Below are 25,508 nucleotides of genomic sequence, written 5' to 3' on the forward strand. Positions count from 1 at the left end.
ATTAGAATGATAGCTTTGCATTAATCCCTATTGTTCTGGTTGTTGGATATGCACCACTTTGTACACCCTGCGCATTTCCAGAAGACAAATTCTCTTCCGGATCTGAATAAGGGAGATTTTTATGTATAATCCATAAATTTCTGCCAAAAACAGAAAGATCAATCCCTTTGATAGGACCCCATTTTGAAATCATGGCTTTCGGAAAAGAGTACGTTAATGTAGCTTCTCTTAATTTCACATAGCTGGCATCGTATGAAAATGCAGATTGCGGAAGGGTAGGAGAATTGGCATCTATCACAACACGCTTAGTATTAACTTGACCATCTTCGGTTACACCATCCAAAATAACGCCTCCGCTATTTCCACTATTGGTTACCGGATTCCTTACCGGATTACCCAGATCGTTTAATCCAACAGTATTTGGTAAAATACCGGTATAGGTGGCATAAAATTGGTCTAATGACCAAACATTGCCTCCAGAACGGATGTCGATTAAGAAGCCTAAGGATACGTTTTTATATTTAAAGCTATTGTAAATACCACCGATCCATTTTGGGTTAATATTACCAATAACATTAGTTGTACTTGATGTTATTTTATAATATCCATCTGCACCAATAACCTTTTGTCCGTTTGAGTTATAGACATAATCTTTACCCTGAATGGTGCCATATGGCTGACCTAAAGTAGCATTAACACTTATACCAGCCTGAAAACTAGCCAATTGCAAATTTTTACTGTCATTGTACAATTCCAAAACCTTACTGTCATTTTTTGTCCAGTTAATGTTAATGTTCCAGGAAAAATTTTGTGTTTTGATCGGCGAACCATATAATGAAACCTCGACACCATTATTTCTTATAACGCCAGCATTAACATAGGTATTGGTAAATCCTGTTGCAGCAGAAACCGCAACTGGTATAATTTGATTTTTTGTTTTTGTTAGGTAATATGAAGCATCAAAGCCAATGCGATTATTTAAAAATGCCATATCTATACCGATCTCACTGCTTTCTGTTTTTTCGGGTTTCAATGAAGGATTATTAGTAGTGAAAGGATATGCAAATAAAATGCTTGATCCAAATAGATTTTGAGAGGTGTAAACATTTTTGGTACTTCCCCAAGGCGCATCGTTTCCAACTGTAGCATAGTTGACACGTAGTTTTCCAGATGATATCCAGTCAACTTTATCCTTTAGTTGCTTGGAGAATAACCAGCTACCAGCAACCGAATAATAGTTATAGGCATTTCCGCCTTCTGGAAGTGTAGAAGATTTATCTCTTCTAAAAGTTCCATCTAAGGTTAAAAATTCATCATAGGTCAGGGTAGCTCCACCAAAAAATCCGTCAACTTCTTTAGGCTGATAGTTTTCTATAGGGGCTGCTACGGCACCAACCGAATTAGAAATACTATAAAGCCCTGGCACAATGAGTCCACCATTTGTTGTAGAAAAAACGCTATTCAACAAACTCTTTCTGATATTACCTCCAAGCAATGCCTTCAAGTTAAGTTTCTCCGTAACATTTTTATCAAAGTTTGCGATAAGGTCAAAATTTGTTTCGTTAAACGATCTATCCGTGCGGGCATAAGAGGCTGCTCCCTGACTTCCTACGGCAACTCTTTCTTCCTGAAATTCATTGTAAGTATCTAAAGAAACACGCCCGAGGATATTTAGCCAATCAGTTGCCTTATAATTTAAAGACGCATTCCCAAAAATCCTGCTTCTAGTATCATTTTGATAATTTTGATATCTTGTCCAATAATAATTATCGGTATATTTAGGAACCAAGCCTTCAGGCGAAGAAGGGTCGGCCCAATTCCATGAAACATTTTGCTTATTTCTAAAGTAAGCATCCTTTTGAGCCATCATATCAACATTGGTTTGATACCACTGCCTAAAATTTTGGTTCACATTTAACCCACTATATCCTGACCCATATCTACCCAAACCTTCAACTTTTGAATAATTCGCAAGTGCCGATGCGGTTAACCGATCAGTAATTTGGTATGTAGAACCGAAATTTAATATATTTTTAATGATTTTACTATTGGGTAACGTACCTCTGTCATCACTTCTGGTATAACCCAGCTTGATTGTCCCTTTATCAGATGAGCCATCAAATATGATATTATTGTTATTAGAAATTGCTGTTTCGTAAAATGTTGATGGATTATTTGCGGCAGCAACCCATGGCGTTTTTTTCTTATAATTAGTAGAGTATGGGTCAAAAGCATCCCACTGATACACCAGTAGATTTGGATCAAATTTAGCTCCGTAAGATGCATCTTCAGATGTGGGAACAACCTTTTCTTTAACACCATTACCTTGAACATCAATCAATAAGAAGCCATCTCCACTTTCGTATCCGCTTGAATACCCGGCACCATATTCAGTTTGATACTCCGGAAAAGTTGATTTGTCAATGGTTCCAATAGTTAAACCACTATTAACCGTTATCCCCATACCTTTACTCTTCCTGCTTTTTGTAGTAATCATAATTACACCATTCGCCCCTCTGGAGCCATAAAGTGCACTTGCTGCAGCTCCCTTAAGAACGTTAACGGATTCTATATCATCAGGATTGATATCTGCTGCCGCATTTCCATAATCATAACCGCCCCTACCTGTTCTCTGATTAGTAGAATTATTGTTTGAATTGTCGACTGGAACACCATCAACTACAAATAGCGCCTGGTTATTCCCGGTTAAAGACTTATTACCCCTGATTACGACATTGGTTGATCCACCAATTGCATTGCCTTGAATAATCTGTAAACCAGATACTTTGCCTGATAGTGCAGACGCTGCATTTGATGATCGTGTTTGGGTAAGTTCTTCACCTTTCACCTGCTGCGCTGCATAAGATAATGTATTTTTCTTCCTAACCTGGCCCAGAGCAGTTACCACAACTTCATCCAATGCATTAGCATCTGAAGATAAGACAGTATTAATTACATTTGAACTTCCGATGGGCCTAGATTGTGTGGCAAACCCGATTGAGGAAAATACAATAATTTTAGCGTCTGCTGGGGCTTTAATGGAGAACTTTCCGTCAGCACTGGTTGAGGTGCCCCCTGTGGCACCAAGAATTTTTACGCTTACACCAGGGATTGGCAGCTTATCTTCGGATGAAGTAACTGTTCCTGTAATTGTTCGATCTTGAGCCAATGCATTCACTGCAATAAACATCAAAATGAACAAACTTTTTAGAAGTTTTTTCATAGTTAGTGTAGTAGTTTGGTTAATGTTTATTCTAATTTAGGTTTTACTGCCTATTTCAAAGATTATTTTTTAACAATTTTTAACACTAATTAGACAATCATACTATACAAAATAACAAGACATTGATTTTCAATAGATTAAACAATGTAACATAAATACTACAATAATACCACTATTTAGATTTTTAATATAAAAACTGTTAAAATTTAAAAAAGGCTTAAATAAACACCTAAAAAATCATAAAAAACTCAAAAAAATATAAAAAAATATAAAAAAACATATTTAATTATATTTTGTATAGCTTAAAATACAATTTAACTCGTTTTTGAGTGTTAAAATTATCATAAAAATAGACTAAACTTGCGTATAATTATACTTTAACTTTAAATATTAAAAAAAATGGCATGTATTTTTGAAATACATGCCATCTAACAATGAGCTTAAATTTATTCTTTTAATACTTACAAAAAATTATATTGCTAAAAAGTGTTTTACCACTTTCCCAAAAATTTCTAAAAAGCGGGTCATTGGCAAGGTAAACCACTGTTCCGCGACCAAAATTTTGCACACCAATCAGTAACCCTGATTTTAATTCCTCACGCACTTTTTTACCCACTACTCCAGCCATTAAGCTTTTATCATTTACCAGGCCAACATTCCAGCCTTCTGCGAATGGTTCATATATTTTTCGATCGGTTTTTAAGGTATAATAGGTTTTCCCCAGGCCGTATGCAAAAGGATGAGAAGCATCGAGGTTTACTTTATATATAGCACCTGGAATAGCAAATTCATAATCATCTTTGTCTTTATCTTTAAAAAGCAGTTTGCTTGGTATTGGTTTTTCATCTTTTTTAGCAATCACTTCTTTCTTTTTAATTTCGAAGCCCTTTTTATCTATTACACTTTCTATTGCATCTTCCATCAAAATGAGTTTTCCACCCTTATTTAACCATGCGGTTAGGCCCTCACTAATAAAGGAACTGTAACTTCCATCAGGCAGAATTAGGGTATTAACTTTATTAATGTCTAAATTATTGATGTCTTTTGCGGTTATAATACAAGTTGTAAGATTTAAATCATGTTCCAGATAAAACCAAACCTCACCAAAAGCCAGAGAGGAAACTTCGCCTCCGGAAACGATTGCTACCTTTGGCTGCTTCAGGATGGGATATACGTTCGATCCGAAATCTTTTCCTTTCTCTACAAAACCACTGGTAATCCCCACTACAGGCTTATTTAATCGCTTTGCAATCTGCACAACTTTTGTACTCAAATCTTTAACAGATTTCTCATTTTCAGTTCTGAATACGATTAATGTTCCGGCAGGATATTCTTTACCCAAAACGGTAAATGGCTGATCAGCCTGACGCACTTTTATGTTTTCCCGCTGCAAACCATTTAAAATTTGTGCATCCTCTGCCGACCCCCAGGAGAACAACCAGGCTAAAGGCTTTTCAATATTATTTGATGCTTCCTCTGCTATAGCCAAATCTTCATATTTTCCTTTAAAGCTTTCTTTACTTGCATAACCTTTCAAACCATAAACATAGGGGAGGGCCCATGCGGTAATATCATAGGTATTAGAATCAGTAACCTTTGTTTGCGGCTCTAATAAAACGTTGGCCAGAACTGCTCTCGGTTGTTGAACATTAATGATTAGATCATTCCGGGTTAAGCTAAAATTTTCTTCTTTCTGTGTATCGTAATCGTAGGCCTTACCAGATTTTTCTCCACCATAAGCAAACTCAATTTTATTCTTTTTTAAAAGCTCAGCTAATTTCTTTTGGCGGGATAAGTTACTGGCCTTAATTACAAAAGTTTTATAAATACCCGGAGAACTTGTCATTTCCTGTTGAAAATATTTTTTATATTCCTCCAGCAACCTGTTATGGTTTTGCGAAGAAACTTCTATGGTAGACATGCCTGTGGCAAAGTGATGTGCAATCCTATCTTTCAGCGTTAAAGTATCGCCATCATTCGTCACTATAGATAAACCAGCCCTGATTCCACCTTGCTCATAAGTCATTCCAATTGATCCATTATATAAGGGATAAGTATCGCCATACGATGGGTATAATAGATCAAACCGCTCTTTTGTAAAATAAGGCCAACCTTCCTGATCAAAATACTTCGCATTATTTTTCCCCACAATGATTTGAAAACTTTTTTGCCACGGCGTAATATCCTGATGTACAGGCTCTGCTGCCGGAGCGAAATAATACGGCTCATTATAACTTTGTTCATGAAAATCAACATGAACCTGAGGCATCCATTCGTTATATAAAGCAAGTCTTTGCTGACTTTCTATTTGTGTTTGCCAGGCCCAATCCCGATTTAAATCGAAATAATAATGATTTGGTCTGCCACCTGGCCAAGGCTCAATGTGCTCTCTGGCAGACGGATCTGAATTTGGCGTTTTACCTACCACACTGTTAAAATAATTTACATAACGGTCTCTTCCATCAGGGTTTAAGCATGGATCAATCACCACCACCGTATTTTTTAACCATGAATTGGCCTGCTGATTTGTACCAGAAACCAAAGTGTAAAGCATTTTCATTGATGTTTCAGTTGAGTTGGCTTCATTCCCATGAACATTATAACTGAGCCAGGTAATTACAGGCTGGTTGCCCAAATCAATATTATTAGCAATGCCGGATACCAGCTTTAAATTGTTTTTTTTAATTTCCTCTATTCTGGTTATATTCTCAGCTGAGGAAATTACCGCAACCATTAATGGCCTGCCTTCATTCGTCATACCATATGCAATCAGTTTCATGCTTTTAGGTGCTACAGCTGCCACTTGACGAAAATATTCCGCTACCTTATAATGAGGCGTGAAGTGCGTTCCAAGCGCATATCCTAAAAATTCATCGGGAGATTTAACCTGAGCTTTAACAGAGAATATCGATGTGATAATAAAAAGTAATAGGGTAAGGCTTTTCTTCATAAAGGTTAAAATTTATCTAATGTACTAATTTTGTTATTTGTTGCGATGAAAGCTTAATTTTACTGCAAATTTTTAGCAAAAGCATGATTACTACTGAAAAGTTATACAGCCATTACCAAGAAAACCCAATCATTTCTACTGACACCAGAAACATTATACCTGGCTGTATCTTTTTTGCATTAAAAGGCGACAACTTTAATGCAAATGAATTTGCTGCCCAGGCCATTGAAAAAGGTGCAGCTTATGCCATAATCGATGAAGCTAAATTTGCTTCAGATCAGTGTTTGTTGGTAGATGATGTGCTTTCAGCATTGCAAGATCTGGCACGTTATCACCGCCAGCAACTAAATATACCCGTAATTGGATTAACGGGTAGCAACGGCAAAACCACCAGCAAAGAACTCGTTAATGCAGTATTATCGGAACGGTACAAAACTTTTGCCACCTTTGGCAACCTGAATAACCATATTGGTGTACCACTTTCTATATTATCCATTACAAAGGATGTGGAAATTGCAGTGATTGAGATGGGCGCTAATCATCAGAAAGAAATAGAATTGCTTTGTACCATTGCTCAACCAACGCATGGCATTATCACTAATGTGGGCATGGCACATTTAGATGGCTTTGGCGGATTTGAAGGTGTTAAAAAAGGAAAGGCTGAACTTTATGCCTATCTCAAAGCATATAAAGGATACACCTTTATTAACCGCGACAATACTTACCTAATGGAAATGAGTGCGAAAGCTGGTCTAAGCAAACTCATTTATTACGGAACTGAAAATGGAAATACCATTAAAGGAAGCTTAAAAAGCAGTGATCCTTTTATTGAGATTGACTGGACAAATCATGAGGTGGCTTCAACCGTAAAAACAAACTTAACTGGCAGCTACAATTTTGAAAATATCCTGGCAGCCATTTGCATCGGGGATTTTTTTGATATGACCTCTGAACAAATTAATGCAGGTTTATCTGGCTATCAACCAAAAAACAATCGTTCACAACTCACTCAAACAGATAACAACCATGTGATTTGTGATTTTTACAATGCCAATCCAAGCAGTATGTCTGCCGCATTAAATAACCTTTCAGTTATAACGGCTAATTACAAAATTGCAATTTTAGGAGACATGTTCGAGTTAGGCCCCGAATCTGCCAAACAGCATGAACTTATTGCAAAGCAAGCTTCTGAAAGTGGCATCGACGAAGTTATATTGATAGGGAAGGATTTTTATGCCTTTGAAAATGAAATTAAGGCTACCTTTTTTCAAACACCCGCAAAAGCCGCCATTTACCTTGAGGAAAAGCAAATTAAAGATAGCCTAGTATTACTTAAAGGCTCAAGGGGCATGAAGCTGGAAAGTTTATTGCAGTTTTTATAATAGATTAAATAGTATAGAATTATAGAAATACAAACCTATACTATTTAATTAAGCACAATTAACGCTGATGCTCATTGATCAAAATACCTAAATCAACCACTTCTAATAAAGGGTTATCTCTCATATTCTGTTCAATTTCAATGGTAAACTTTCCATTTTTCGGAAAATGATAATTGGTTTGCATCGGAAGTGTGTAACTAAAAATATTTCCTGAGCCACTCCCTAACCATTCTCCATCATTTTTTGCCAATTTATATTGATAGCGCTTGGTTACTGTATTTTTCCCGTCGTTAAAATGAGCCAGAATATAAATGTTTGAATACTTATAATCAGCTGTGTGCCTTAATTTGAAATAAATATTATAGGCTTTTGTATTATCCTTAATCTCAAATGAATTAACAATGTGATTTCTATATGCCCACTTCCGCTCCGGAACCTGATCATTAGAATCAATCACACTGGAAGTACAGCTCATTAAAAGTGAAGCAACTATCAGGAAAAACAATAAAGATGTTCGCTGTTTATTCTGCAGCTGGCTTTTGATCTGAACCATTATCTTTTCTGCGGTTATTATTTTTTCTACGGTTATTTCTGCTTTTATTTTTGCTTGGCTCCGGCTTCGCTCCATCTACATGAGTTTCACCTTCTGCCTTCACGACAGGTTTTTGGGCTTGCTGCTGAGGTTTTGGATGATTATTCTGGGTTTTAGGCCCATTTAGATGTTGTGGTTTTGAAACTACTTGTTGTGGCTTAGCTCCTGTATTTTGCTGTAATTTTGGGCCATTCTGTGCTGACCTTCCGCCAGATTGAGGCTTCTGATTTGCCTGTTGAGGTTTAGCATTGGCCGCTGAATTTTTATCACCTGCGGGCATCCGCTCTCTTCTGTTCTGGTTATTATTGGTTTTGCCTTTTTGGTTACGGTTCTGGTTGTTTTTACCTCTTGAACGTTCATCCAAACGGGTGAGACTATCCTGACCTACTACATTTTCATAATCAAATGATTTTTCAACCACAACTGGTGCCGCAATTTGAACAGCTTCTTCTTTGAGGTTAGGTGCCTTTTTACCGGCTTTGTTCATCACCATGATTTCTTTAACACGAGATGCTTTAACCGGAATCCAGTTTTCATCGCCCTGGTAACTAAACCACATAATTTTTTTAAAAATATCTGTCTTTTGATGGCGGGCATAACCCGCTTCGGTATCCAGATTTTCAATACGATCAGGAATATCTTTTAGTGCATCCAGGTAAGTATCTAACTCATAGTTTAAACAACATTTTAGCTTTCCACACTGGCCGGCAAGTTTTAATGTATTTAAAGATAAATTCTGATAACGGGCTGCGGCTGTAGAAACGGTTTTAAAATTGGTAAGCCAGGTAGAGCAGCATAATTCACGCCCGCATGAGCCAATTCCACCTAAACGTCCAGCTTCCTGGCGCATTCCAATCTGGCGCATTTCAATGCGAATACGAAAGCTTTCTGCCATTTTTTTAATCAGCTCGCGAAAATCCACACGTCCATCAGCAGTATAGAAAAAAGTAGCTTTAGTTTTATCGGCTTGGTAGTCTACATCACTAATTTTCATAGACAAACGCAGGTCTAACGCAAGTTTGCGAGCCTTATGCATCGTTTCCCACTCCATTTCTTTAGCCGCATTCCATTTTTCTACATCCGCTTCTGTAGCCTTCCGGTAAATCTTTTTAACTACCTGATCTAAAGGAGCCTTTCTTCGTTTCATTTGCACACGTACCAATTCACCCGTAAGTGAAACGTGACCTACATCAAAACCACCAGTTGGCCCTTCAACGGCTACCAGCTCTCCAATTTCCAGATAAATGTTATCATGATTTAAGAAAAACTCCTTACGTGAGCCTTTAAACTTTACTTCTGTAACCTGAAAAGGTTTATAATTTGAGGGCATATCCAAATTGGATAGCCAATCGTGCACTTCCATTGTCTGGCACCCACCAGTACCGCATGAGCCATTACTCTTGCATCCATTAGGGGTGCAACCACCACCTGTTGAACAACTTCCACATCCCATAACTAATTGTATATATATTGAGTCCCCGCAGGGAGCGTTTTAAACTTGATAATTTTTACCAATTGTAAAGATACATCTAAAAAGAGAATTTTTGGGTTTGCATTCCTTTCAATATGGTAGTGTGCCGTTTCCAATTCACTAATAATGGCCTCGGCCATTGGTAAACTTAGCACGTGAGTACTTAATTTCCTGGCCGTATCTAACGTAAGTGGTGGTAATTTTACCAGCTCTTCTGCACCACTAATAATTAAGCAGCACTCCCGTAAATAATTAATGCCATATCTTAAAAAATTCTTTTGATTCTCTCGTCCCCATTTTGCGGCTACCTCTGTAAAATCAATCAAATCGGGCACTTTGTTACCAAACCCCATTCTTAACCAGGCCGTAAAAGTTCCGGAGCTATCGTTTTGCGTATCTGCAGCTAATGCTTTTGCTTCTATTAAATTTCCATCTGCCAGGAAAGCATAATCGATAGACTGATGTGATGTTAGCCCACCATGTTGCATTAAATAGCCAGAAATATCATCACTACTTAATTTTGGTATCTTAACAATTTGAGTCCGCGATAAAATTGTTGTTAAAATCTGATCCTGACTTTGCGCAATCAAGATAAACAGGGTATTGGCAGGCGGTTCTTCTATTAGTTTTAACAAGGCATTACCTGCTTTATCCAAATATTCTGGCAACCACATAATCAAAACTTTCGTTTCTGCCTCAAAGGCTTTATAACTTAGTTTTTTGATGATATCATGGCATTCTGCAATTGGAATATTGGCTTGTTTGTTTGCTGCATCGAGTTTTGAACGCCAGATATCCATATCAAAATAAGGATCTTGCAAAAACATATTTCGCCATTCATCCAATATATCTACCGCAACTTTTGTACTGGCAGATGCGAAAAATGGATAGGAGAAATGCAAATCCGGATGGATCAATCGTTCATATTTTCTACAACTGGAACAATCGCCACAACTATCATTGTCTCCTTTGTTCAGGCAATTCACATATTGCGCATAAGCTACGGCTAAAGCTACTGCACCAGAGCCCACAGGAGATAAAAAAAGTTGTGCATGGCTCATCCGGTTTTCCTTAACCGTTTGCACAAGCTGCTGCTTTATTTTTTCCTGACCAATGATTTCTTTAAATTGCATTTGGTGCAAAATAAGAAATTGATACGAGATTCACACATTTGTGCTAACTAAGTTCGGTTACCGGCATACATTCTTAAACTTGATAGATTTAAAAATGATTTAAAATTCAATGGATAAACGTATTATAATATCATTCGAAATTAAAACCTGAAGCCACTCTAAACAGATCAGCTTCAGGTTATTATAAGATTAAAAGCGGTAGCCTATACCGATATTTGCACGGATTCCTGCCCATGGCCCCTTAAAATCTACCATTGCACCATTAGCAGTTACCGTATTAGTGGTTTTTCCAACAGGAAGATTAATATCATCCAGGTTACTTTTTAAATCTTTTTGCTCTTGTTCTGTTAGTGTTTTTGTGCCTTTTAAATTTCCTCTTGAAAATCCATATTGAGGACCAAAAATAGACCAGTCCAGATAAAAGTTATTTGCAATACGCCATTGCGCTCCAACTAAAACACCAACAGTATATGTATTTATGTTTCCATTTAATGGAATAACTTCATCCTGGTTATCTGAATGATATTCATAATTTATGGAAGCACTGTAATTTGCATATTTTAAAAACGGCGCGATATAAAATCCTTTAAAAACTTCATTGCCAAGATAAAATTTAATCTCAGGAGTGATTGCAAAATTGCCTGTTTTTAAACTTCCCATCTGTTCATCAATACTATTAAGAGAAGAACTGAACGGCAAAGAGCCTTTAGGCATTATTCTTAAACCAATACCTACACTCGTTTTTCCATAAATAGCTCTTTCATACTGAACATTAAAGGTTTTCATAAATAATGATGGAAAGTTTAACTTAATTAGGTTATCCCCTGTATCAGTTGTTTTTTGCGCAAATGCAAAAGAAATAGACATTAAGCCAGTAACGATGGTTAGGGCTAGAGATTTTGTAATTTTTAGATTCATATTTATTTTTTCTGATCATGATACAAGCGGCAAGCCAAACTACAAACAAACTGGATATCAAAGTATTATATATTATACTAAGCTATAGTTTTGAGAAGTATATTCTACATGTGAGGAATTACATTCCCAATTCTTCAAAAATTCAATAAAATGAAAAACATTACCTTTGAGGTTTTTAATACATATGGCTCGAATTTTGGCTTTTGATTATGGCACCAAGCGTATCGGCATTGCCGTTACCGATCCTTTGCAAATTATTGCAACAGGGTTAGATACTGTACACCCAAAAGATGCCATTGAATATATCAAAAAATACCTGCTTGCAGAACAGGTAGAAGCTTTTGTACTTGGCGATCCTAAACAAATGAATGGAGCAGATTCAGATTCTAAACAGCATGTTAAGGGATTTTCTACATTGTTAAAAAAAGCCTTTCCCACCATCCCGCAGCATTGGGTTGATGAACGTTTTACTTCAAAAATGGCACATCAGGCCATTATACAAAGTGGCTTAAAAAAAATGGATAGGCGGGATAAAGATCGGGTAGACACTGTCGCTGCCACCATCATTTTACAATATTTTATGGAAACCAACCGTTTATAACCGAATACATGAGCCTGATAAACGACAACTTACAAGATTTATTAATTCATTACTGCGAGCCTGAAAGCCAGTTGCTACAACAAATAGATCGGGAAACCAATTTAAAAGTTTTGATGCCCCGGATGCTCTCCGGACATTATCAGGGTAGGGTTTTAAGTATGCTGAGTAAGATGATTGCGCCAAAACGTATCCTGGAGATTGGCACCTTTACGGGTTATGCAACATTATGCCTCGCTGAAGGATTAACGCAAGACGGAAACATTTATACTTTAGACATTAATGTAGAACTGGAGGATATGGTAAGGAAGCATTTCGAGCAATCGATATACCATAACCAGATCAACTATATCTTAGGTGATGCCATTAAAACCATAAACGATTTAGATGAAACCTTTGATATTGTTTTCATAGATGCTGATAAAAAGAATAATGGTACTTATTATGATTTAATCTTTGATCAGGTTCGCCCGGGAGGAATAATCATTGTAGATAATGTATTGTGGAGTGGTAAAGTTCTTCAGGATCAGCAGGACAAAGACACCAGAAATATTACCAGCTTTAATGATAAAATAGCCGCAGATGAGCGTGTAGAAAAATTAATCTTACCTGTAAGAGACGGGCTGTTTGTAATCAGGAAAAAATAAACCCTTTTTCATTGCTATGCACGAAGCAATGATGATAATGAAAAGAAAATGAAAATTATATTTACTATTTACCTTTTACTTTTAAGTGTAATTGTTACTAAAGCACAAGATACGGATGAGTATATTTCAGAACATGTGGAATGTGCTCAAGAATTAATGCATGACCATAAAATACCTGCCAGTATTATTTTAGCGGTCGCCATTCACGAATCTGCAGCAGGGAACAGCAGAATTGCTCAACATTTAAACAACCATTTTGGCGTAAAAGGGCCTAACAATAACACTGAAATTCGTTCTGCCTACCGAGATTACAATAGCGACGAAGATTCATACAATCATTTTGTTGAAATTATGGAAACACGCGCTCCTTTTAACAATTTGTTTGAAAAGTATGATCAATATGATTATAAGGGCTGGGCAAAAGGAATTCAAAGATCAGGTTATGCACAAAGCCGCACCTGGGCAAGCCAGGTCATTAATCTGGTTAAAAAATATGAGCTTTATCAATATGATGATCGCCCTGCAGATTATATTGAACCTATTCCTGCCAAATCAGTTTATCACCGTAAAAAGAGGCATAGCGCTTCTGCATGGTATACTGTAAAATCTGGCGATAACTTAAATTTAATCGCCAAGAAAAAACACACAACGGTTAAAACCATTATGAGAAAGAACGGGCTCAAAAATTCTAAATTAAAACCCGGTCAAAAAATTAGATTGTAGTTATTCTAAGTCATGCTCACCAAAAAACAATTATATCTGATCATTATTATGAAATTCATCTTCTTCTATATTGCTTTTGCCGTGCTTCTCTTAAGTTCTTGCGGAACACGTAAATACTCAAAGAACAATAAGCAGATTGAAAAGGCAGCCAATAAAGCCAATAACAATACCTACAAGAGTTACAATACATTAAGCTATATAGATGAATTTAAAGCTGTTGCCATTGAGGAAATGAATTCTGATGGGATTCCGGCAAGTATAACCCTGGCACAGGGCATTCTGGAATCGGGTAGTGGCAACAGTGATTTAGCGAAATATGCCAACAATCATTTTGGTATTAAATGTACTTCAGAGTGGAAAGGAAAAAATTATTTCAGGGATGATGATCAGAAAAACGATTGCTTTAGGGTGTATAAAGATGCCCGCGAATCATTTAGAGATCACTCGGAATTTTTAAAGCGGAAACGCTACAGCTTCTTATTTCAACTAGATAGAAATGATTACAAAAGCTGGGCACAGGGATTAAAAACAGCCGGTTATGCCACTAACCCAAAATATCCTGATTTATTAATTGGTGTGATTGAAAAATATCAGCTTTATCAATATGATCAGCCGGAAAGCGAAAAACAAAAAATTGCCCGGGAAGACCGGGTTTTTACACAGATCAATCAAAATATCCCTAAAGAAAAAGAAAAGTTTGCCCCAGTTGAAACTCCTCCACCTGGAGCCAAGCCCATCCTGGCAGATGGAACTTATACTGTAGTAAAGGGCGATACCTTATACAACATTGCAAAAAGATTTAACTTAAGTGTTGACGAATTGAAAATGCTGAACGAAATGACGAGCGACGGAATTAGACTTGACCAGGTGCTTAAGGTTAAATAATGTTAAGCCTAAACATTCCGTACAGGATATTTGTAGTTTTGTAGACTAATGAAACTTTTTGCCGCTTTAGTATTATCATTTAGCTTCTTTTCGATGCTTGTTCATGCACAAACCAAACCTGTGCAAGGTCTTGTTATTGATAAGGAAAGTAAACAGCGTTTAGCAAAAGTTTACATTTATAATCTTCGCACCGGCGATGGACTTTACAACAATACAAAAGGAGAGTTTAGTACTGCGGCCATTCCAGGAGATACCCTGGTTGCGGCACTTGCAGGCTATGGGGTAGATACATTAATTTTTCATGGTCAGCCGGCAGCTTATTTTCAGTTAAAGTCTTTAGGCATTAGGCTGAGAGATGTTGTTATACAGCAAAAAAGATTAACGCCACAACAGCTTTATGAAAAATCGGTACAGGAATATCGTTATCAAACCAAAAAAGGCAGTAGTAAAGATTTAATCAACCTAGGTAACGGAGGTGTTGGTTTAGGTATTGATGCGATCTACAATCTACTAAGCAAACAAGGCCGTAATGCCCGTCATCTTCAAAAAATACTGGAAAAAGATTATCATGAAGATCTGATTGATTATCGCTTCAATCCCAACTTGGTACAACAGGTATTAGGAATTAAAGATACTGAACTGATTGATTTTATGCAGCAATACCGGCCAACCTATCAGTTTGTGCTTGATGCTGATGACTATTCTTTCAATGTATTTATCAAAAATGCTTATAGAAGTTATCGCATTAATCCAAAGGCATTGCAACTGCCAAAATTGCCCAACATAACAATTGAAAAACTGTGAAAGCACCCATTTTGATTGTAAAAAAATTACCTGCCACAGGTATGGCTATCTTTCCTTTTATCCTGCTTAAAAATTTAAAACTTAAGCAAGACCAAAGCATCATTAACCATGAAAAAATTCACCTTCGCCAACAGCTGGAGCTATTGATTTTTCCATTCTATATTTTATACCTGATCAACTATTTCATCAACTTAATCCGATACCGGGAACACCATAAAGCTTATTTAAACATTGTTTTTGAAAAGGAGGCATACCATTACGAATTAAACATGGAATACCTTAAGAAAGGCAATTGGTATGGATGGATTAAACTCATCTAACTGTTAGGTTTTAGTAACAAACGAGAGATTCATTCTTTTAAAACTTTTGATCTATAATTTTTTTCGTTTTCTTTGTAACCCATGAAGAATTGTTTAGCCGTCCTAATCCTTATTCTAAGTATCTGCTCTATAGATTTATATGCACAGGAAATTGATACCATTCCAATCAATACCAAAGACCTGAATATAAAGTTAAAACGTAGTCCGTTACCAAGCAGGCAGGGACCTTTAAACTTCGAACCGGTTAAAATTCCGCCTTATATCGTTAATGCAAAGGTAAATTACTGGAAAACCAAAACTTCAATAGGCATTAATATAAACCAGGCACAATTTAGTGATAACTGGAAAGGTGGTGGGGTAAACTCTGTGGCCGTTGGTGGTTTATTAAACTGGAAAGCAGAATACAACAAAAATAATTACAGCTATGTAAGTGAACTTATTTTGCAATACGGTAAAATCAAAAATAAAGACCAGTTGCAAAAGAAAACCAATGACAGGATTTTCTGGGATAATAAAGCGTCATTTCAATTATCTAAAAACTGGTATTTTTTCGGTTCGATCAACTTTGAATCACAATTTGATAAAGGTTTTTCTTATGCTACCGTGAACGGTACTGAAACGGCAACACTGATTTCGAAATTTATGGGCCCGGGTTATTTAACAGAATCCATAGGTTTTGAATATAAACCATCAAAATACTTTTCAACCCGATTTGGTACAGGTACGGCCCGACAAACATTTGTGCTTGATAAAGCGCTATTCAATGATCCTGACCCTACTAAACCACCTAAAGAGTCAGTATACGGTGTAGACTATGGCAAAACTTTTAGAAATGATCTTGCCTTTCAAATTGTTTCTGCTTTTGATAAGGATATTTTTACCAATACAAATCTAAAGGCTCGTTATGCGATGCTTATTCCTTATGAAGATTTTGGGTGGAACAGAATTGATCATCGCCTTGATATTGCCTTAACGGCAAAAATTAACAGGTTTATGAATACAAGTTTAACTGGCATAGCTTTATTTGATGAAGATACAGGCACCAATAAAATTCAAGCCAGTCAAACTTTAGCATTAGGTTTTGCTTTTGTTTTTCCGAGGTAACTAGCCCCCGGTTTTACCGTTTTCCCAATAACAGGTGGTTTGGATTTGTTTGTAGCTAACGCCTCTTTCTTTAAGATATTTTTTAAATTTTTGAACGGATTTACCTCTGCCTGTAAGATAAAAGCTTGCGTTTTCCCACATTTCCCAACATTTTGGATGCATATTTTCCATCCACTCTATGGCATTCCCTGCAGGTGAAGTGAGATCTGAAGGCACCACGTCAATTAATAAATCAATGTTTGCTAAAGCCTGATCATTTTCTTCATTCATTTCCAAAATACCGAAGCATTCATGGTCTAAACCTTGTGCTGTTTTACCAAATGACTCATACAAACCGATACTGGTTTCATCACCAAAAAAGAAATGTTGGTTTGAATCGAAATTGTACTTTACTTTAGCCTGATCTGCAATAAACTTTAACTGGTTACCCTTTTCTATATTTGCCGCCCAGCTGCTTCCCGGGCCTTTTCGGTTTAAAAAAAAGATAATCTGGCAGGTTCCTGCCTCCTGATCAAAATCAGAGAGGGTATAATGTCTGTATTCGTTTGAGTTTATCCGGAATAAAACCTCCTTTCCTAGGATGAAATCCAGATCCAAAAAATTTCCCCTGAGTATTATTTCTTTAATATTATTGCTGAGCATCCTGGTATCAGCCACTTCAACTTCAAATATTTTATTGCTGATCATTTTTTCCATTGTATTGGCCAGCCATGATGGTAATTTCGGCATCGTGTAAATTGTTTAGTAACTTTAAACAAAAGTAATGGTCAAATACGAAGTTCATTTTACATCAAAAGGATTAAAACTTATATGAAAGGGATTTTATGGCTTTAAGCATTTACGATAAATCAAACCAGCAATATGTGGTTAACCATATGATTGATCATTCGGATATAAATCTTCCATTGGTTACGGAGCGAAAAGAAAAATTCAGCTTTCCTTTTGGTGATGCGGAATTTGTACAGATTGCTTTCTCAGGTATTTTTATTGTTTATGGCGATGTTCTTGTAAAGGAAAACCAGTTGCGGGTAAAATCTTTTGATGATGCAGAATTGGTTGAACTTCATTTTTCGATTAAAGGAGGAGGAATTTTAGAGAATTTTTTAACTAAGAAAAAGATCGCTATTAAAGCCAATCAGCATAATATTATTTACACGCCAAACTTTGATGGAATTGCGAATTTTAATACAGATAGATCACACAAATTTTTTGAGGTTCATTTTCACCGTGATAAATTCGTGGATTTAACCAGTGATAGTGGTTCCCTTTTAAAGAGATTTGGGGAAACCATTATGAACAATAAGCCAATGGCCATTTCTGCTGATAATCTACCCATCAGTATAGCCATGTACGCTTGTATCAATGATATTATGAACTGTACCTTTACAGGCGGGCTGAAGCTACTGTTTCTACAATCTAAGTGTGTTGAGTTATTGGCTCTGCAGGCACAGGCATTTGAATATGCGAATAAAAGATCAACACCAAAGACTTTAAAATCAGATTATGATAAGGACAGAATTTATTATGCCAGAGAATATTTGCTAAAACACGCTCATCATCCACCATCTTTAACCGAATTAGCTAAGGCTGCCGGAATTAATGAGTTTAAACTAAAACGGGGTTTTAAAGAAACCTTTAACAATACTGTTTTTGGTTATTTAAGTGATTATAAACTAATGGAGGCTAAGGCTCTTTTAGCAGATCATCAATTAAACATTAAAGATATTTCCGAACAGTTAGGCTATTCATCCGTTCAGCATTTTAGCCATGCATTTAATAAAAAATTTGGTGTGAGTCCGGGCAAAGCGAGGTAGGCTAGTTGGAAGTTCAAAGTCTTTAATCGTGATTATTTAAACGATGATTAACTAGAAAAAGCTTAAGCTTTCTTCCTCTTTTTCTTCAGATCAAGATAATCTACATAGTATAAAACCTTAACCGAAATACTGTTATTCTGCGGAGCATTTAAAATTCCGCTCAGGTTTTTATTATAACGCTGTGTGTAATAAGTGTAGTAAGTTTCTGCAGCATCTTTGTATGAAACCGAAAGCGTGCTGCCTGGCGCAAACTGCCAGGTATAAATTAAGTCTATGTTAAATACATTGTAATTTCTATCCAACCCATTTAACGGTGCTCCGGTATAATCGCTCAAATTGCCATCCAGTTTAAGCAGGTAAAATTCTTTATTCCTTCTGTCGCTCCAATAGTGTCTCAATACTACTGTAAATCCCATTAAATTGGTAAAAGTATATTTGGCATCGAATGAGTTTTCTACCGTTCTACGATCGTATCTGGAGAAAATGGCTTTATCACCCTGTGCCGTTACCCAGTTTACATAATTGTAATTAGGGTTAAAATTCAGATCTAAACCAAAAGCTATTTTATCATTTATCCGCAGGTTTTGGAAAAAGTAAAAATTGTATTCTCTGCCTTTAAAAAGCTCTTGCTCTCTGTAGCGGATGTTACCGCCAAAATTATACGCTTTTGCGCGGTTAGGGTTAATGTATAAGCCGAAGCTATAGCTTTCTGGTGCTTTATATACCTGCCCGTTCCTCGATTCGTAGAAATCGTTTTTTGCCGCCGTATAGATACCATTTATTTCTGCCGACCAAAGGTTTTTGAATTGAACGTAAGGTCCGCCTTCAATAGAAAAAGTTTGAAAGCTACCAGGCGTGGCTCTCCGTGAATACAAAATGTTAAAGTAGCTTAGTAATTGATTGTACCAGCTGCTTGGTTTATAAATATTATAATGGAATTCCGCCACCTGATCTAAAAAATTGTTGTTGGTAAAAAAACCTAAATCGGAGGGGTCGAACTTATCATCCGCGTATTGCTGCGAATAACTCCAGAGAAAATTACCGCTCTGTTTGCCAAACTTAAGCCCATAGCTATATCCTGTACTGGTTTCTTTACCCTGTAAATAACTCATTTTACCTGCGCCATTAACAAAGTATTTGTTCCCTTTATTATTCAGGTTAAACAGTAAAGCCGTTACATTGGCATCATAAGCTGAACCCTGCCTCAATACATTGGTATTTATAAATGTTGCCGAACTGTTGTTTTTTAACGATTGATCGAAAACCAAAATATTATAATTAGTAAGGGGCTGGGTTTCTACCATACGTACGTTACCTTGTGCATCTTCTACCTCGGTTTCCATACTATTCGTTATTGCATTAAAAATTCCAATGCCCAGCCCCTTTGCCGTCCTTCCTGATATTTTTGTGGCATTTAATACTTTAGCTTCAGTTTGATCTTTTACAATTTTATCATTCCCAACGGCACTATAATCGTAATAAGATGGAATAGAACCAATCCGTTTGGAATAAAACAAATCACCTTTGTTAAAAAGCTCGGTTCCTTCGGTAAAAAACTGGCGGTTTTCGTTAAATTTTACTTCGAAAGGGGTAAGGTTTAGGATCCTGTTATCTGATTGTACCTGACCGAAATCAGGCACCAAAGTCATATCAAGTGTAAAACTGTTATTAATGCCATATTTAACGTCCATTCCGCCATTAAATCGCGATGTGGTATTTTTAACCCCTGGCAAATTAACCGGATAATGGTTTACATAGGCAGAAACATAGGGCGAAAAAGATAACCTTAAGGGTGGTTTAATATCTTTTATACCCGTCCAAAGACCTTCCTGGTTAATAAAACCGTTAACTTTCGGATCAACAAAATTCCAAAAAGTTTGAGTATTGTTCCGCTGTATCCTGCGGCTAAAGTTCAACCCCCAGTTCTGAATATCTTTACCAGAAAAACGCAGGGCTGAATAGGGAATCTTCATTTCGCAGGTCCAGCCTTTATCATCTAATTTAACTGCACTTTCCCACACAGCATTCCAATTTGCATCTTCATCTCCAACCTGCGAGTATTTAGCATCAAACTGAACACCCGCTGCAGTAACGAAAAAACCGTTTCCATTCATTTTATCGTAAAAAGGATCTACAATAATTGAAATGAAATCAGCATTGCCGATATTATCCCTAGAAACCAGTTCATGCGAAACACTATCAGGATGATCATACATCCGGGCGTAAACATAAATCGCAACATCATCATAAAGCACCTTCATTTCGGTACGCCTGTCTTGAGTTTCTATTTTTCCCGGATTTGGCCTTATTTGAATAAAATCAGTAGCAATGGGGATATTATTCCAGCACTCATCATCTAAAATGCCATCAATTTTAGGCATCTGCATTGTTCTTTTAGCGTCTAAGTGCTTCTGTTTAGAAATATCCTGCGCCTTACAGAAAGTAAAAATAAATATTAAAATAGGTAGGATACAGCGTTTCATTCGTTTAGGTTAGTTGGATATATGACTGCGTACAAAACAAAATGTTGCATCAAACAAAATATATTCAGCAAGTTGGTTACATCTTTATCTGATATCTACCGTAAACTGGATTTGTGAATTACTATTGGCCTTTTTTCTTGTGCTTACTCCTAAATTTTTATCCGCCATTGGCTGGGTAATGGCAATAAGAGATCATGTTGCTTAATATTAAACCACCAATTTTAGTAAGAATAGTAGGTTTGTTTATTTTTAGAAAAGTAAATCTGATATAACTATTTTTGGCACACAAGTACCAAAAATAGTTTTTTTTTAACTGTTAGTCAATCACTTAACTAATCAAGAGAAAGCACTTTCATTTTAATGTAGTCTTCTATAGCATTATAATTGTGGCCTTTTTTCTTCATCGAAGCTACAAATACAGGAGACGTTCCGGTGGCTTTTGCCGAGAGAATATCATCTACATTTAAATTCTTAAAGCCTAGTTTTTTAAACTCGCTAAAATCAGTAGCGGCTACACTTAAAGATTTTAAAGATATAATCTGATCAGCAGTTAAATCTGGTAGGCCAGCTGTTTTAAAGCTTGCAAAATACTCGGGTGTAACATTTAACGATTTCATGGCGATTAGATTATCGTCAGAAACCTTCAATCCCTGAGCCGAAAAACCAGCATAATAATCGGCCGTAACACCTAAAGATTTCATGGCGATCAGGTTATCCTCAGAAACTTTTAAACCTTGGGCCGAAAAGCTTTTGGCATAATCGGGGGTAATATTCATCACCTTTCTAGTAATCAAATTATTTAATTTTTCGTCCTCATCACTGTCTTCTTTAGTATTTTTATGAGGATTTTTGCCTGGATTTGCTTTTACAGGGTTTGTTTGTGCAGTCATTGCACGGCTTTCTTCATCGGCTGATTTTGCATTTTTAAGGTACTCCCCTGTAATGCCCTGCGATTTAAGGGTGATCATTTTATCGGCTGTTATTTTAGTAAAGCCTGATGCTTTAATATCTTTTATAAAATCTGCATCTACATTTAAGGCTTTTAAGGGGATTAATTCGCCCAGTGTTACATTCGTTAAACCTGCTGCCTTTAAAGATTTGATGTACTCAGGGCTTACATTCAAAGCAACTAAAGGGATTAAGTTATCTTTAGAAATACCTTCATAACCTAATGCTCTTATCCCGGCAACATAGCTTCTTTTGGCATTGATCATAAAAAACACCAGGTTATCTTTAGTCTTGATGTTGGTTATACCTTCTTTAGTAAGGAAATTGGTAAAATCTGCATTAGGACTAAATTTGTAAGTACCCATTCCGGTATTATTATCGAATTTTCCGGTAAAGTTCATGGTACCTGCATCGCGGATTACTGAGAAAGTCCCTTCACCTACCCTTGGCAGGTTTTTAAGTTCTGCCAGCGAAAAAGACTGGCTGTTGTTGTTTTTGCCGTCTTCGTCTGATTCGAAACGAATATTTACTTTATCTCCATTAATGGTGGCAAACCAGGTGCCATCGTTCTCCATCAATTGAAACTTTTCATTCTTTTTTACCTTCGGACTATTTTTTCCATAAGCTATCGGCTCATTAAGGAAAGCGATAAACACCAAAAACAAGGGTACAATAAAGAGGTATTTCCAGGTAGAATTTACGTTTGATTTTTTTGCGTTCATCATAACTAATCTTTTTTTAAGGATGGATTGATTGTAGTTAGTAGTCAAACTGGCTGGAAAATGTGGGGCCGACACTTTTACCAGACTCATTTGATAGCTTGCAGGCTCTATATTAGAGCTGGCCAGCAGTTCATTATCCGTCAAAAACTCGAGGTTGTCTTCCATCGCCCTCCTGTACATCCAGGCAAAGGGATTAAACCACTGAAAAACCAAGGCCAGTTCGGCGATCAAAATATCATAGCTATGACCTTGCTGGATATGGATTTTTTCATGCAGGATAATTTGGTTGTAGGTATCCCAATCATATTTTTCGGGATTAATAAAAATGTTGTTGGCAAACGAGCAAGGTGCCTGGTTGCCGGCCAGTTCAACAATTCTGAAACGGCCATCAATAATTACTGGTCTGGAATAAGCACGATAAAGCAAAACACAAAGTTGAAAAACAAAGTTAATAGCAAACACAATTACGCCTAACCAATAAGCCCATAAAACCAGCTTTAGAATAGAAATATCTTTGAAAAAAGAACCTTTATCTTTGTTTTCCGTGTTAGCTGTAGCCTTTAGTGTTGACTTTTCCTGAGGTACGTCTACCGCAGGTGCCATTGGTGCATTAATGGTAAGCGGAACCTCTACACTAGCCTTTCTGAATGAAAATTGTGCTGGCACTGGTATTAAAGGCAAGCTAAATGACAAAACCAAACACACCAGCAGTACATATCTGTTTAAAGGAAAAAAGGTTTCATTTTGCAACAAGAGCTTATAAAACACCAGGCAACCTGTTAAAATCAGGGCCACACTTAACACGTAAAACATCATGGTTTTTTTGTTTTAATGAGGTTAACAATTTCAGTTAATTCGTCTTCAGATAAGTTTTGTTCTTTAGCAAAAAAGGCTAGCATACGCGGGTAAGAATTGTCGAAGTATTGGCTTACTACATCCTTTAACGCATGTTTCTGGTATTCTTCCCGCCCAATAACTGGAAAGTAACAAAACATATTCCCAACTACATCATGACCTAAAAATCCTTTTTCCTCTAAAATTTTCACCATTGTAGCAACGCTGTTGTAGTGCGGTTTTGGTTCTGGCAGTAAAGGGATAATGTCTCTGATAAAGGCCTTCTCTACGTCCCAAAACACCTGCATAATTTGTTCTTCTCTTTTTGCTAGTTTGATCATGTTGTAAAAATTGATAAACAAACATACTACTAATTTATTAATACCAATACTAACGCATTAGTATTAATGTAACTTTTGCATTACATTCAATTTTTAAATGGCTATGTTTTTAAAAATCAGCTGTTAGAATTGCCGTTTAATTACGATTGAACTCTCTTTTAGGCAAAAAAACAATATCTTTGCATTTACAAAAATTTGTACCCAATTATGTTTGATAATTTACAGGACAAGCTAGATAGAGCATTTAAAGTATTAAAAGGACAAGGCAGCATTACGGAAATCAACGTGGCAGAAACCATGAAAGAAATCCGCAAAGCGTTATTGGATGCCGACGTAAATTATAAAACAGCAAAAGCATTTACAGATGATGTGAGACAAAAAGCGTTAGGACAAAATGTACTAACAGCTGTTTCTCCAGGTCAGTTGCTTACCAAAATAATGAACGATGAACTTGCGGCCTTAATGGGTGGCGAGGTTAAAGAGTTAGATACCAAAGCAAATCCTACCATTATACTAATTGCAGGTTTAAATGGTGCTGGTAAAACCACTTTTGCAGGTAAACTGGCATTACATTTAAAGGGGAAAGGAAAAAAACCTTTATTGGTTGCCGGCGATATGTATCGCCCTGCTGCGGTAGATCAACTGGAGGTTTTAGGAACTTCTGTAGGTGTATCTGTTTATGCCAATCGTGAATCTAATGACCCTGTAGGTATTGCTTTAGAGGGTATTGCTCATGGTAAGCAAAATGGCAACAATGTTATTATTATAGATACTGCCGGTCGTTTAGCCATTGATGAATCTCTAATGAACGAAATTTCAGAGGTAAAAGCTAAAACGCAACCTCACGAGATTTTATTTGTAGTAGATTCAATGACTGGTCAGGATGCAGTAAATACAGCTAAAGTATTTAACGACCGATTAGATTTTACCGGTGTTGTTTTAACTAAATTAGATGGTGATACCCGTGGTGGTGCAGCCCTTTCTATTAAATCTGTTGTAAATAAACCGATTAAATTCATAGGTACCGGTGAGAAAATGGAAGCACTTGATGTGTTCTATCCGGATCGTATGGCATCACGTATTTTAGGTATGGGTGATGTGGTTTCCCTTGTAGAGCGTGCACAAATGCAGTTTGATGAAAAGGAAGCTGCCGAACTACAGAAAAAAATCCGCAAAAATAAATTTGATTTCAACGATTTCTATAGCCAGATTCAGCAGATTAAGAAAATGGGTAACATGAAAGATTTGATGGGCATGATTCCGGGTGTGGGTAAAATGATGAAAAATGTGGATATTCAGGACGATGCATTTAAATCTATCGAAGCCATTATCAACTCGATGACTCCATTTGAAAAGGAAAATCCTGATGCCATTCAACAAAGTCGACGTTTACGTATTGCAAAAGGTTCTGGAAGCAAGGTAGAAGAGGTAACCAAACTCATTAAGCAATTTGAAGATATGCGTAAAATGATGAAGCAGTTTTCTAATCCGGCAGCCGCAGCAGCAATGATGAAAGGTATGCCGAAAATGCCATTTGGAAAGAGATAGGTTTTAAGCGGAAAGCTTAAAGCGATGCGGTTTATAAATATTTAAATCCCGATCATACATGGTCGGGA

General features: G+C 36.6%; 20 protein-coding genes. 10 read left to right on the plus strand and 10 right to left on the minus strand.

The features are described from left to right. Position 1: 1 nt before the first annotated feature. Together AN34_RS01195 and AN34_RS01200 are read right to left on the minus strand one after the other, a co-directional pair. A complete protein-coding gene (locus AN34_RS01195; RefSeq protein ID WP_029281444.1) occupies positions 2-3,223 on the minus strand; it encodes a SusC/RagA family TonB-linked outer membrane protein in 3,222 nt (1,073 codons plus the stop codon). A gap of 454 nt (positions 3,224-3,677) precedes the next feature. Next, complete coding sequence (locus AN34_RS01200; RefSeq protein WP_029281452.1) at positions 3,678-6,173, minus strand: M14 family metallopeptidase; 2,496 nt, start codon at positions 6,171-6,173, stop codon at positions 3,678-3,680. 83 nt (positions 6,174-6,256) lie between these two features. Here AN34_RS01200 and murF point away from each other — a divergent pair, with 83 nt between their 5' ends. After that, the gene (gene murF, locus AN34_RS01205) at positions 6,257-7,555 is read left to right on the plus strand and encodes a UDP-N-acetylmuramoyl-tripeptide--D-alanyl-D-alanine ligase (protein WP_029281454.1); all 1,299 of its coding nucleotides are present in this window, start codon (positions 6,257-6,259) and stop codon (positions 7,553-7,555) included. Positions 7,556-7,613: 58 nt separating this feature from the next. On the opposite strand, the gene AN34_RS01210 is transcribed toward murF, so the two are convergent. From AN34_RS01210 to AN34_RS01225, 4 genes are all read right to left on the minus strand, one after another. Next, positions 7,614-8,108, minus strand: coding sequence for a gliding motility lipoprotein GldH (locus tag AN34_RS01210; RefSeq protein ID WP_029281456.1), 495 nt, complete (start codon positions 8,106-8,108; stop codon positions 7,614-7,616). Continuing rightward, a complete protein-coding gene (locus tag AN34_RS01215) occupies positions 8,077-9,600 on the minus strand; it encodes a regulatory iron-sulfur-containing complex subunit RicT (protein ID WP_051666146.1) in 1,524 nt (507 codons plus the stop codon). The genes AN34_RS01210 and AN34_RS01215 overlap by 32 nt, the downstream gene beginning before the upstream one ends. 2 nt (positions 9,601-9,602) lie before the next feature. Next, a complete protein-coding gene (locus AN34_RS01220; protein ID WP_029281460.1) occupies positions 9,603-10,751 on the minus strand; it encodes a DNA polymerase III subunit gamma/tau in 1,149 nt (382 codons plus the stop codon). Positions 10,752-10,940: 189 nt separating this feature from the next. Continuing rightward, the gene (locus AN34_RS01225; protein ID WP_029281462.1) at positions 10,941-11,669 is read right to left on the minus strand and encodes a DUF3575 domain-containing protein; all 729 of its coding nucleotides are present in this window, start codon (positions 11,667-11,669) and stop codon (positions 10,941-10,943) included. Between the two features lie 184 nt (positions 11,670-11,853). Here AN34_RS01225 and ruvX point away from each other — a divergent pair, with 184 nt between their 5' ends. The 7 genes from ruvX to AN34_RS01260 all read left to right on the plus strand — a co-directional run bounded on the left by ruvX (position 11,854) and on the right by AN34_RS01260 (position 16,750). Then, positions 11,854-12,270 (plus strand): Holliday junction resolvase RuvX, encoded by a 417-nt coding sequence (gene ruvX, locus AN34_RS01230; RefSeq protein ID WP_029281469.1) that lies wholly within the window; start codon positions 11,854-11,856, stop codon positions 12,268-12,270. A gap of 8 nt (positions 12,271-12,278) precedes the next feature. Next, entirely contained in the window at positions 12,279-12,914 is a 636-nt protein-coding gene (locus tag AN34_RS01235) for an O-methyltransferase (RefSeq protein ID WP_029281471.1), read from the plus strand. Between the two features lie 48 nt (positions 12,915-12,962). Continuing rightward, entirely contained in the window at positions 12,963-13,637 is a 675-nt protein-coding gene (locus AN34_RS01240; protein ID WP_029281473.1) for a glucosaminidase domain-containing protein, read from the plus strand. Between the two features lie 48 nt (positions 13,638-13,685). Next, on the plus strand, positions 13,686-14,522 hold the full coding sequence (locus AN34_RS01245; protein WP_029281475.1) for a glucosaminidase domain-containing protein: 837 nt from the start codon (positions 13,686-13,688) through the stop codon (positions 14,520-14,522). Positions 14,523-14,570: 48 nt separating this feature from the next. Next, the gene (locus AN34_RS01250; protein WP_029281477.1) at positions 14,571-15,326 is read left to right on the plus strand and encodes a hypothetical protein; all 756 of its coding nucleotides are present in this window, start codon (positions 14,571-14,573) and stop codon (positions 15,324-15,326) included. After that, entirely contained in the window at positions 15,323-15,646 is a 324-nt protein-coding gene (locus AN34_RS01255; protein ID WP_029281479.1) for a hypothetical protein, read from the plus strand. Before AN34_RS01250 ends, AN34_RS01255 begins: the two co-directional genes overlap by 4 nt. An 81-nt stretch (positions 15,647-15,727) precedes the next feature. Beyond that, positions 15,728-16,750 (plus strand): DUF3078 domain-containing protein, encoded by a 1,023-nt coding sequence (locus AN34_RS01260; protein WP_029281481.1) that lies wholly within the window; start codon positions 15,728-15,730, stop codon positions 16,748-16,750. Here AN34_RS01260 and AN34_RS01265 read toward each other — a convergent pair whose 3' ends face one another. Then, a complete protein-coding gene (locus tag AN34_RS01265; protein WP_029281483.1) occupies positions 16,751-17,479 on the minus strand; it encodes a siderophore-interacting protein in 729 nt (242 codons plus the stop codon). A gap of 95 nt (positions 17,480-17,574) precedes the next feature. Here AN34_RS01265 and AN34_RS01270 point away from each other — a divergent pair, with 95 nt between their 5' ends. Continuing rightward, on the plus strand, positions 17,575-18,564 hold the full coding sequence (locus AN34_RS01270; protein WP_051666148.1) for a helix-turn-helix transcriptional regulator: 990 nt from the start codon (positions 17,575-17,577) through the stop codon (positions 18,562-18,564). Between the two features lie 62 nt (positions 18,565-18,626). Here the strand turns inward: AN34_RS01270 and AN34_RS01275 are convergent, their stop codons facing one another. From AN34_RS01275 to AN34_RS01285, 3 genes are all read right to left on the minus strand, one after another. Then, complete coding sequence (locus AN34_RS01275; RefSeq protein ID WP_029281486.1) at positions 18,627-21,047, minus strand: DUF5916 domain-containing protein; 2,421 nt, start codon at positions 21,045-21,047, stop codon at positions 18,627-18,629. Between the two features lie 332 nt (positions 21,048-21,379). Then, a complete protein-coding gene (locus tag AN34_RS01280; RefSeq protein ID WP_029281487.1) occupies positions 21,380-23,533 on the minus strand; it encodes a M56 family metallopeptidase in 2,154 nt (717 codons plus the stop codon). Then, complete coding sequence (locus tag AN34_RS01285) at positions 23,530-23,892, minus strand: BlaI/MecI/CopY family transcriptional regulator (RefSeq protein ID WP_029281488.1); 363 nt, start codon at positions 23,890-23,892, stop codon at positions 23,530-23,532. Before AN34_RS01285 ends, AN34_RS01280 begins: the two co-directional genes overlap by 4 nt. A 207-nt stretch (positions 23,893-24,099) precedes the next feature. Here AN34_RS01285 and ffh point away from each other — a divergent pair, with 207 nt between their 5' ends. Beyond that, positions 24,100-25,440, plus strand: coding sequence for a signal recognition particle protein (ffh, locus tag AN34_RS01290; protein WP_029281489.1), 1,341 nt, complete (start codon positions 24,100-24,102; stop codon positions 25,438-25,440). Positions 25,441-25,508 lie beyond the last annotated feature (68 nt).

The organism is Pedobacter sp. R20-19 (assembly GCF_000708265.2).
GTDB lineage: Bacteria > Bacteroidota > Bacteroidia > Sphingobacteriales > Sphingobacteriaceae > Pedobacter.

Bases quoted from the DNA above. Each gene is read 5' to 3' on its own strand.
- murF (WP_029281454.1), top strand. From the start codon at position 6,257: ATGATTACTACTGAAAAGTTATACAGCCATTACCAAGAAAACCCAATC.
- AN34_RS01250 (WP_029281477.1), top strand. From the start codon at position 14,571: ATGAAACTTTTTGCCGCTTTAGTATTATCATTTAGCTTCTTTTCGATG.
- AN34_RS01225 (WP_029281462.1), bottom strand. From the start codon at position 11,669: ATGAATCTAAAAATTACAAAATCTCTAGCCCTAACCATCGTTACTGGC.
- AN34_RS01200 (WP_029281452.1), bottom strand. From the start codon at position 6,173: ATGAAGAAAAGCCTTACCCTATTACTTTTTATTATCACATCGATATTC.
- AN34_RS01275 (WP_029281486.1), bottom strand. From the start codon at position 21,047: ATGAAACGCTGTATCCTACCTATTTTAATATTTATTTTTACTTTCTGT.
- AN34_RS01245 (WP_029281475.1), top strand. From the start codon at position 13,686: ATGAAATTCATCTTCTTCTATATTGCTTTTGCCGTGCTTCTCTTAAGT.
- AN34_RS01260 (WP_029281481.1), top strand. From the start codon at position 15,728: ATGAAGAATTGTTTAGCCGTCCTAATCCTTATTCTAAGTATCTGCTCT.
- AN34_RS01280 (WP_029281487.1), bottom strand. From the start codon at position 23,533: ATGATGTTTTACGTGTTAAGTGTGGCCCTGATTTTAACAGGTTGCCTG.
- AN34_RS01195 (WP_029281444.1), bottom strand. From the start codon at position 3,223: ATGAAAAAACTTCTAAAAAGTTTGTTCATTTTGATGTTTATTGCAGTG.
- AN34_RS01285 (WP_029281488.1), bottom strand. From the start codon at position 23,892: ATGATCAAACTAGCAAAAAGAGAAGAACAAATTATGCAGGTGTTTTGG.
- AN34_RS01220 (WP_029281460.1), bottom strand. From the start codon at position 10,751: ATGCAATTTAAAGAAATCATTGGTCAGGAAAAAATAAAGCAGCAGCTT.
- ffh (WP_029281489.1), top strand. From the start codon at position 24,100: ATGTTTGATAATTTACAGGACAAGCTAGATAGAGCATTTAAAGTATTA.
- AN34_RS01265 (WP_029281483.1), bottom strand. From the start codon at position 17,479: ATGCCGAAATTACCATCATGGCTGGCCAATACAATGGAAAAAATGATC.
- ruvX (WP_029281469.1), top strand. From the start codon at position 11,854: ATGGCTCGAATTTTGGCTTTTGATTATGGCACCAAGCGTATCGGCATT.
- AN34_RS01270 (WP_051666148.1), top strand. From the start codon at position 17,575: ATGGCTTTAAGCATTTACGATAAATCAAACCAGCAATATGTGGTTAAC.
- AN34_RS01240 (WP_029281473.1), top strand. From the start codon at position 12,963: ATGAAAATTATATTTACTATTTACCTTTTACTTTTAAGTGTAATTGTT.
- AN34_RS01215 (WP_051666146.1), bottom strand. From the start codon at position 9,600: ATGGGATGTGGAAGTTGTTCAACAGGTGGTGGTTGCACCCCTAATGGA.
- AN34_RS01235 (WP_029281471.1), top strand. From the start codon at position 12,279: ATGAGCCTGATAAACGACAACTTACAAGATTTATTAATTCATTACTGC.
- AN34_RS01210 (WP_029281456.1), bottom strand. From the start codon at position 8,108: ATGGTTCAGATCAAAAGCCAGCTGCAGAATAAACAGCGAACATCTTTA.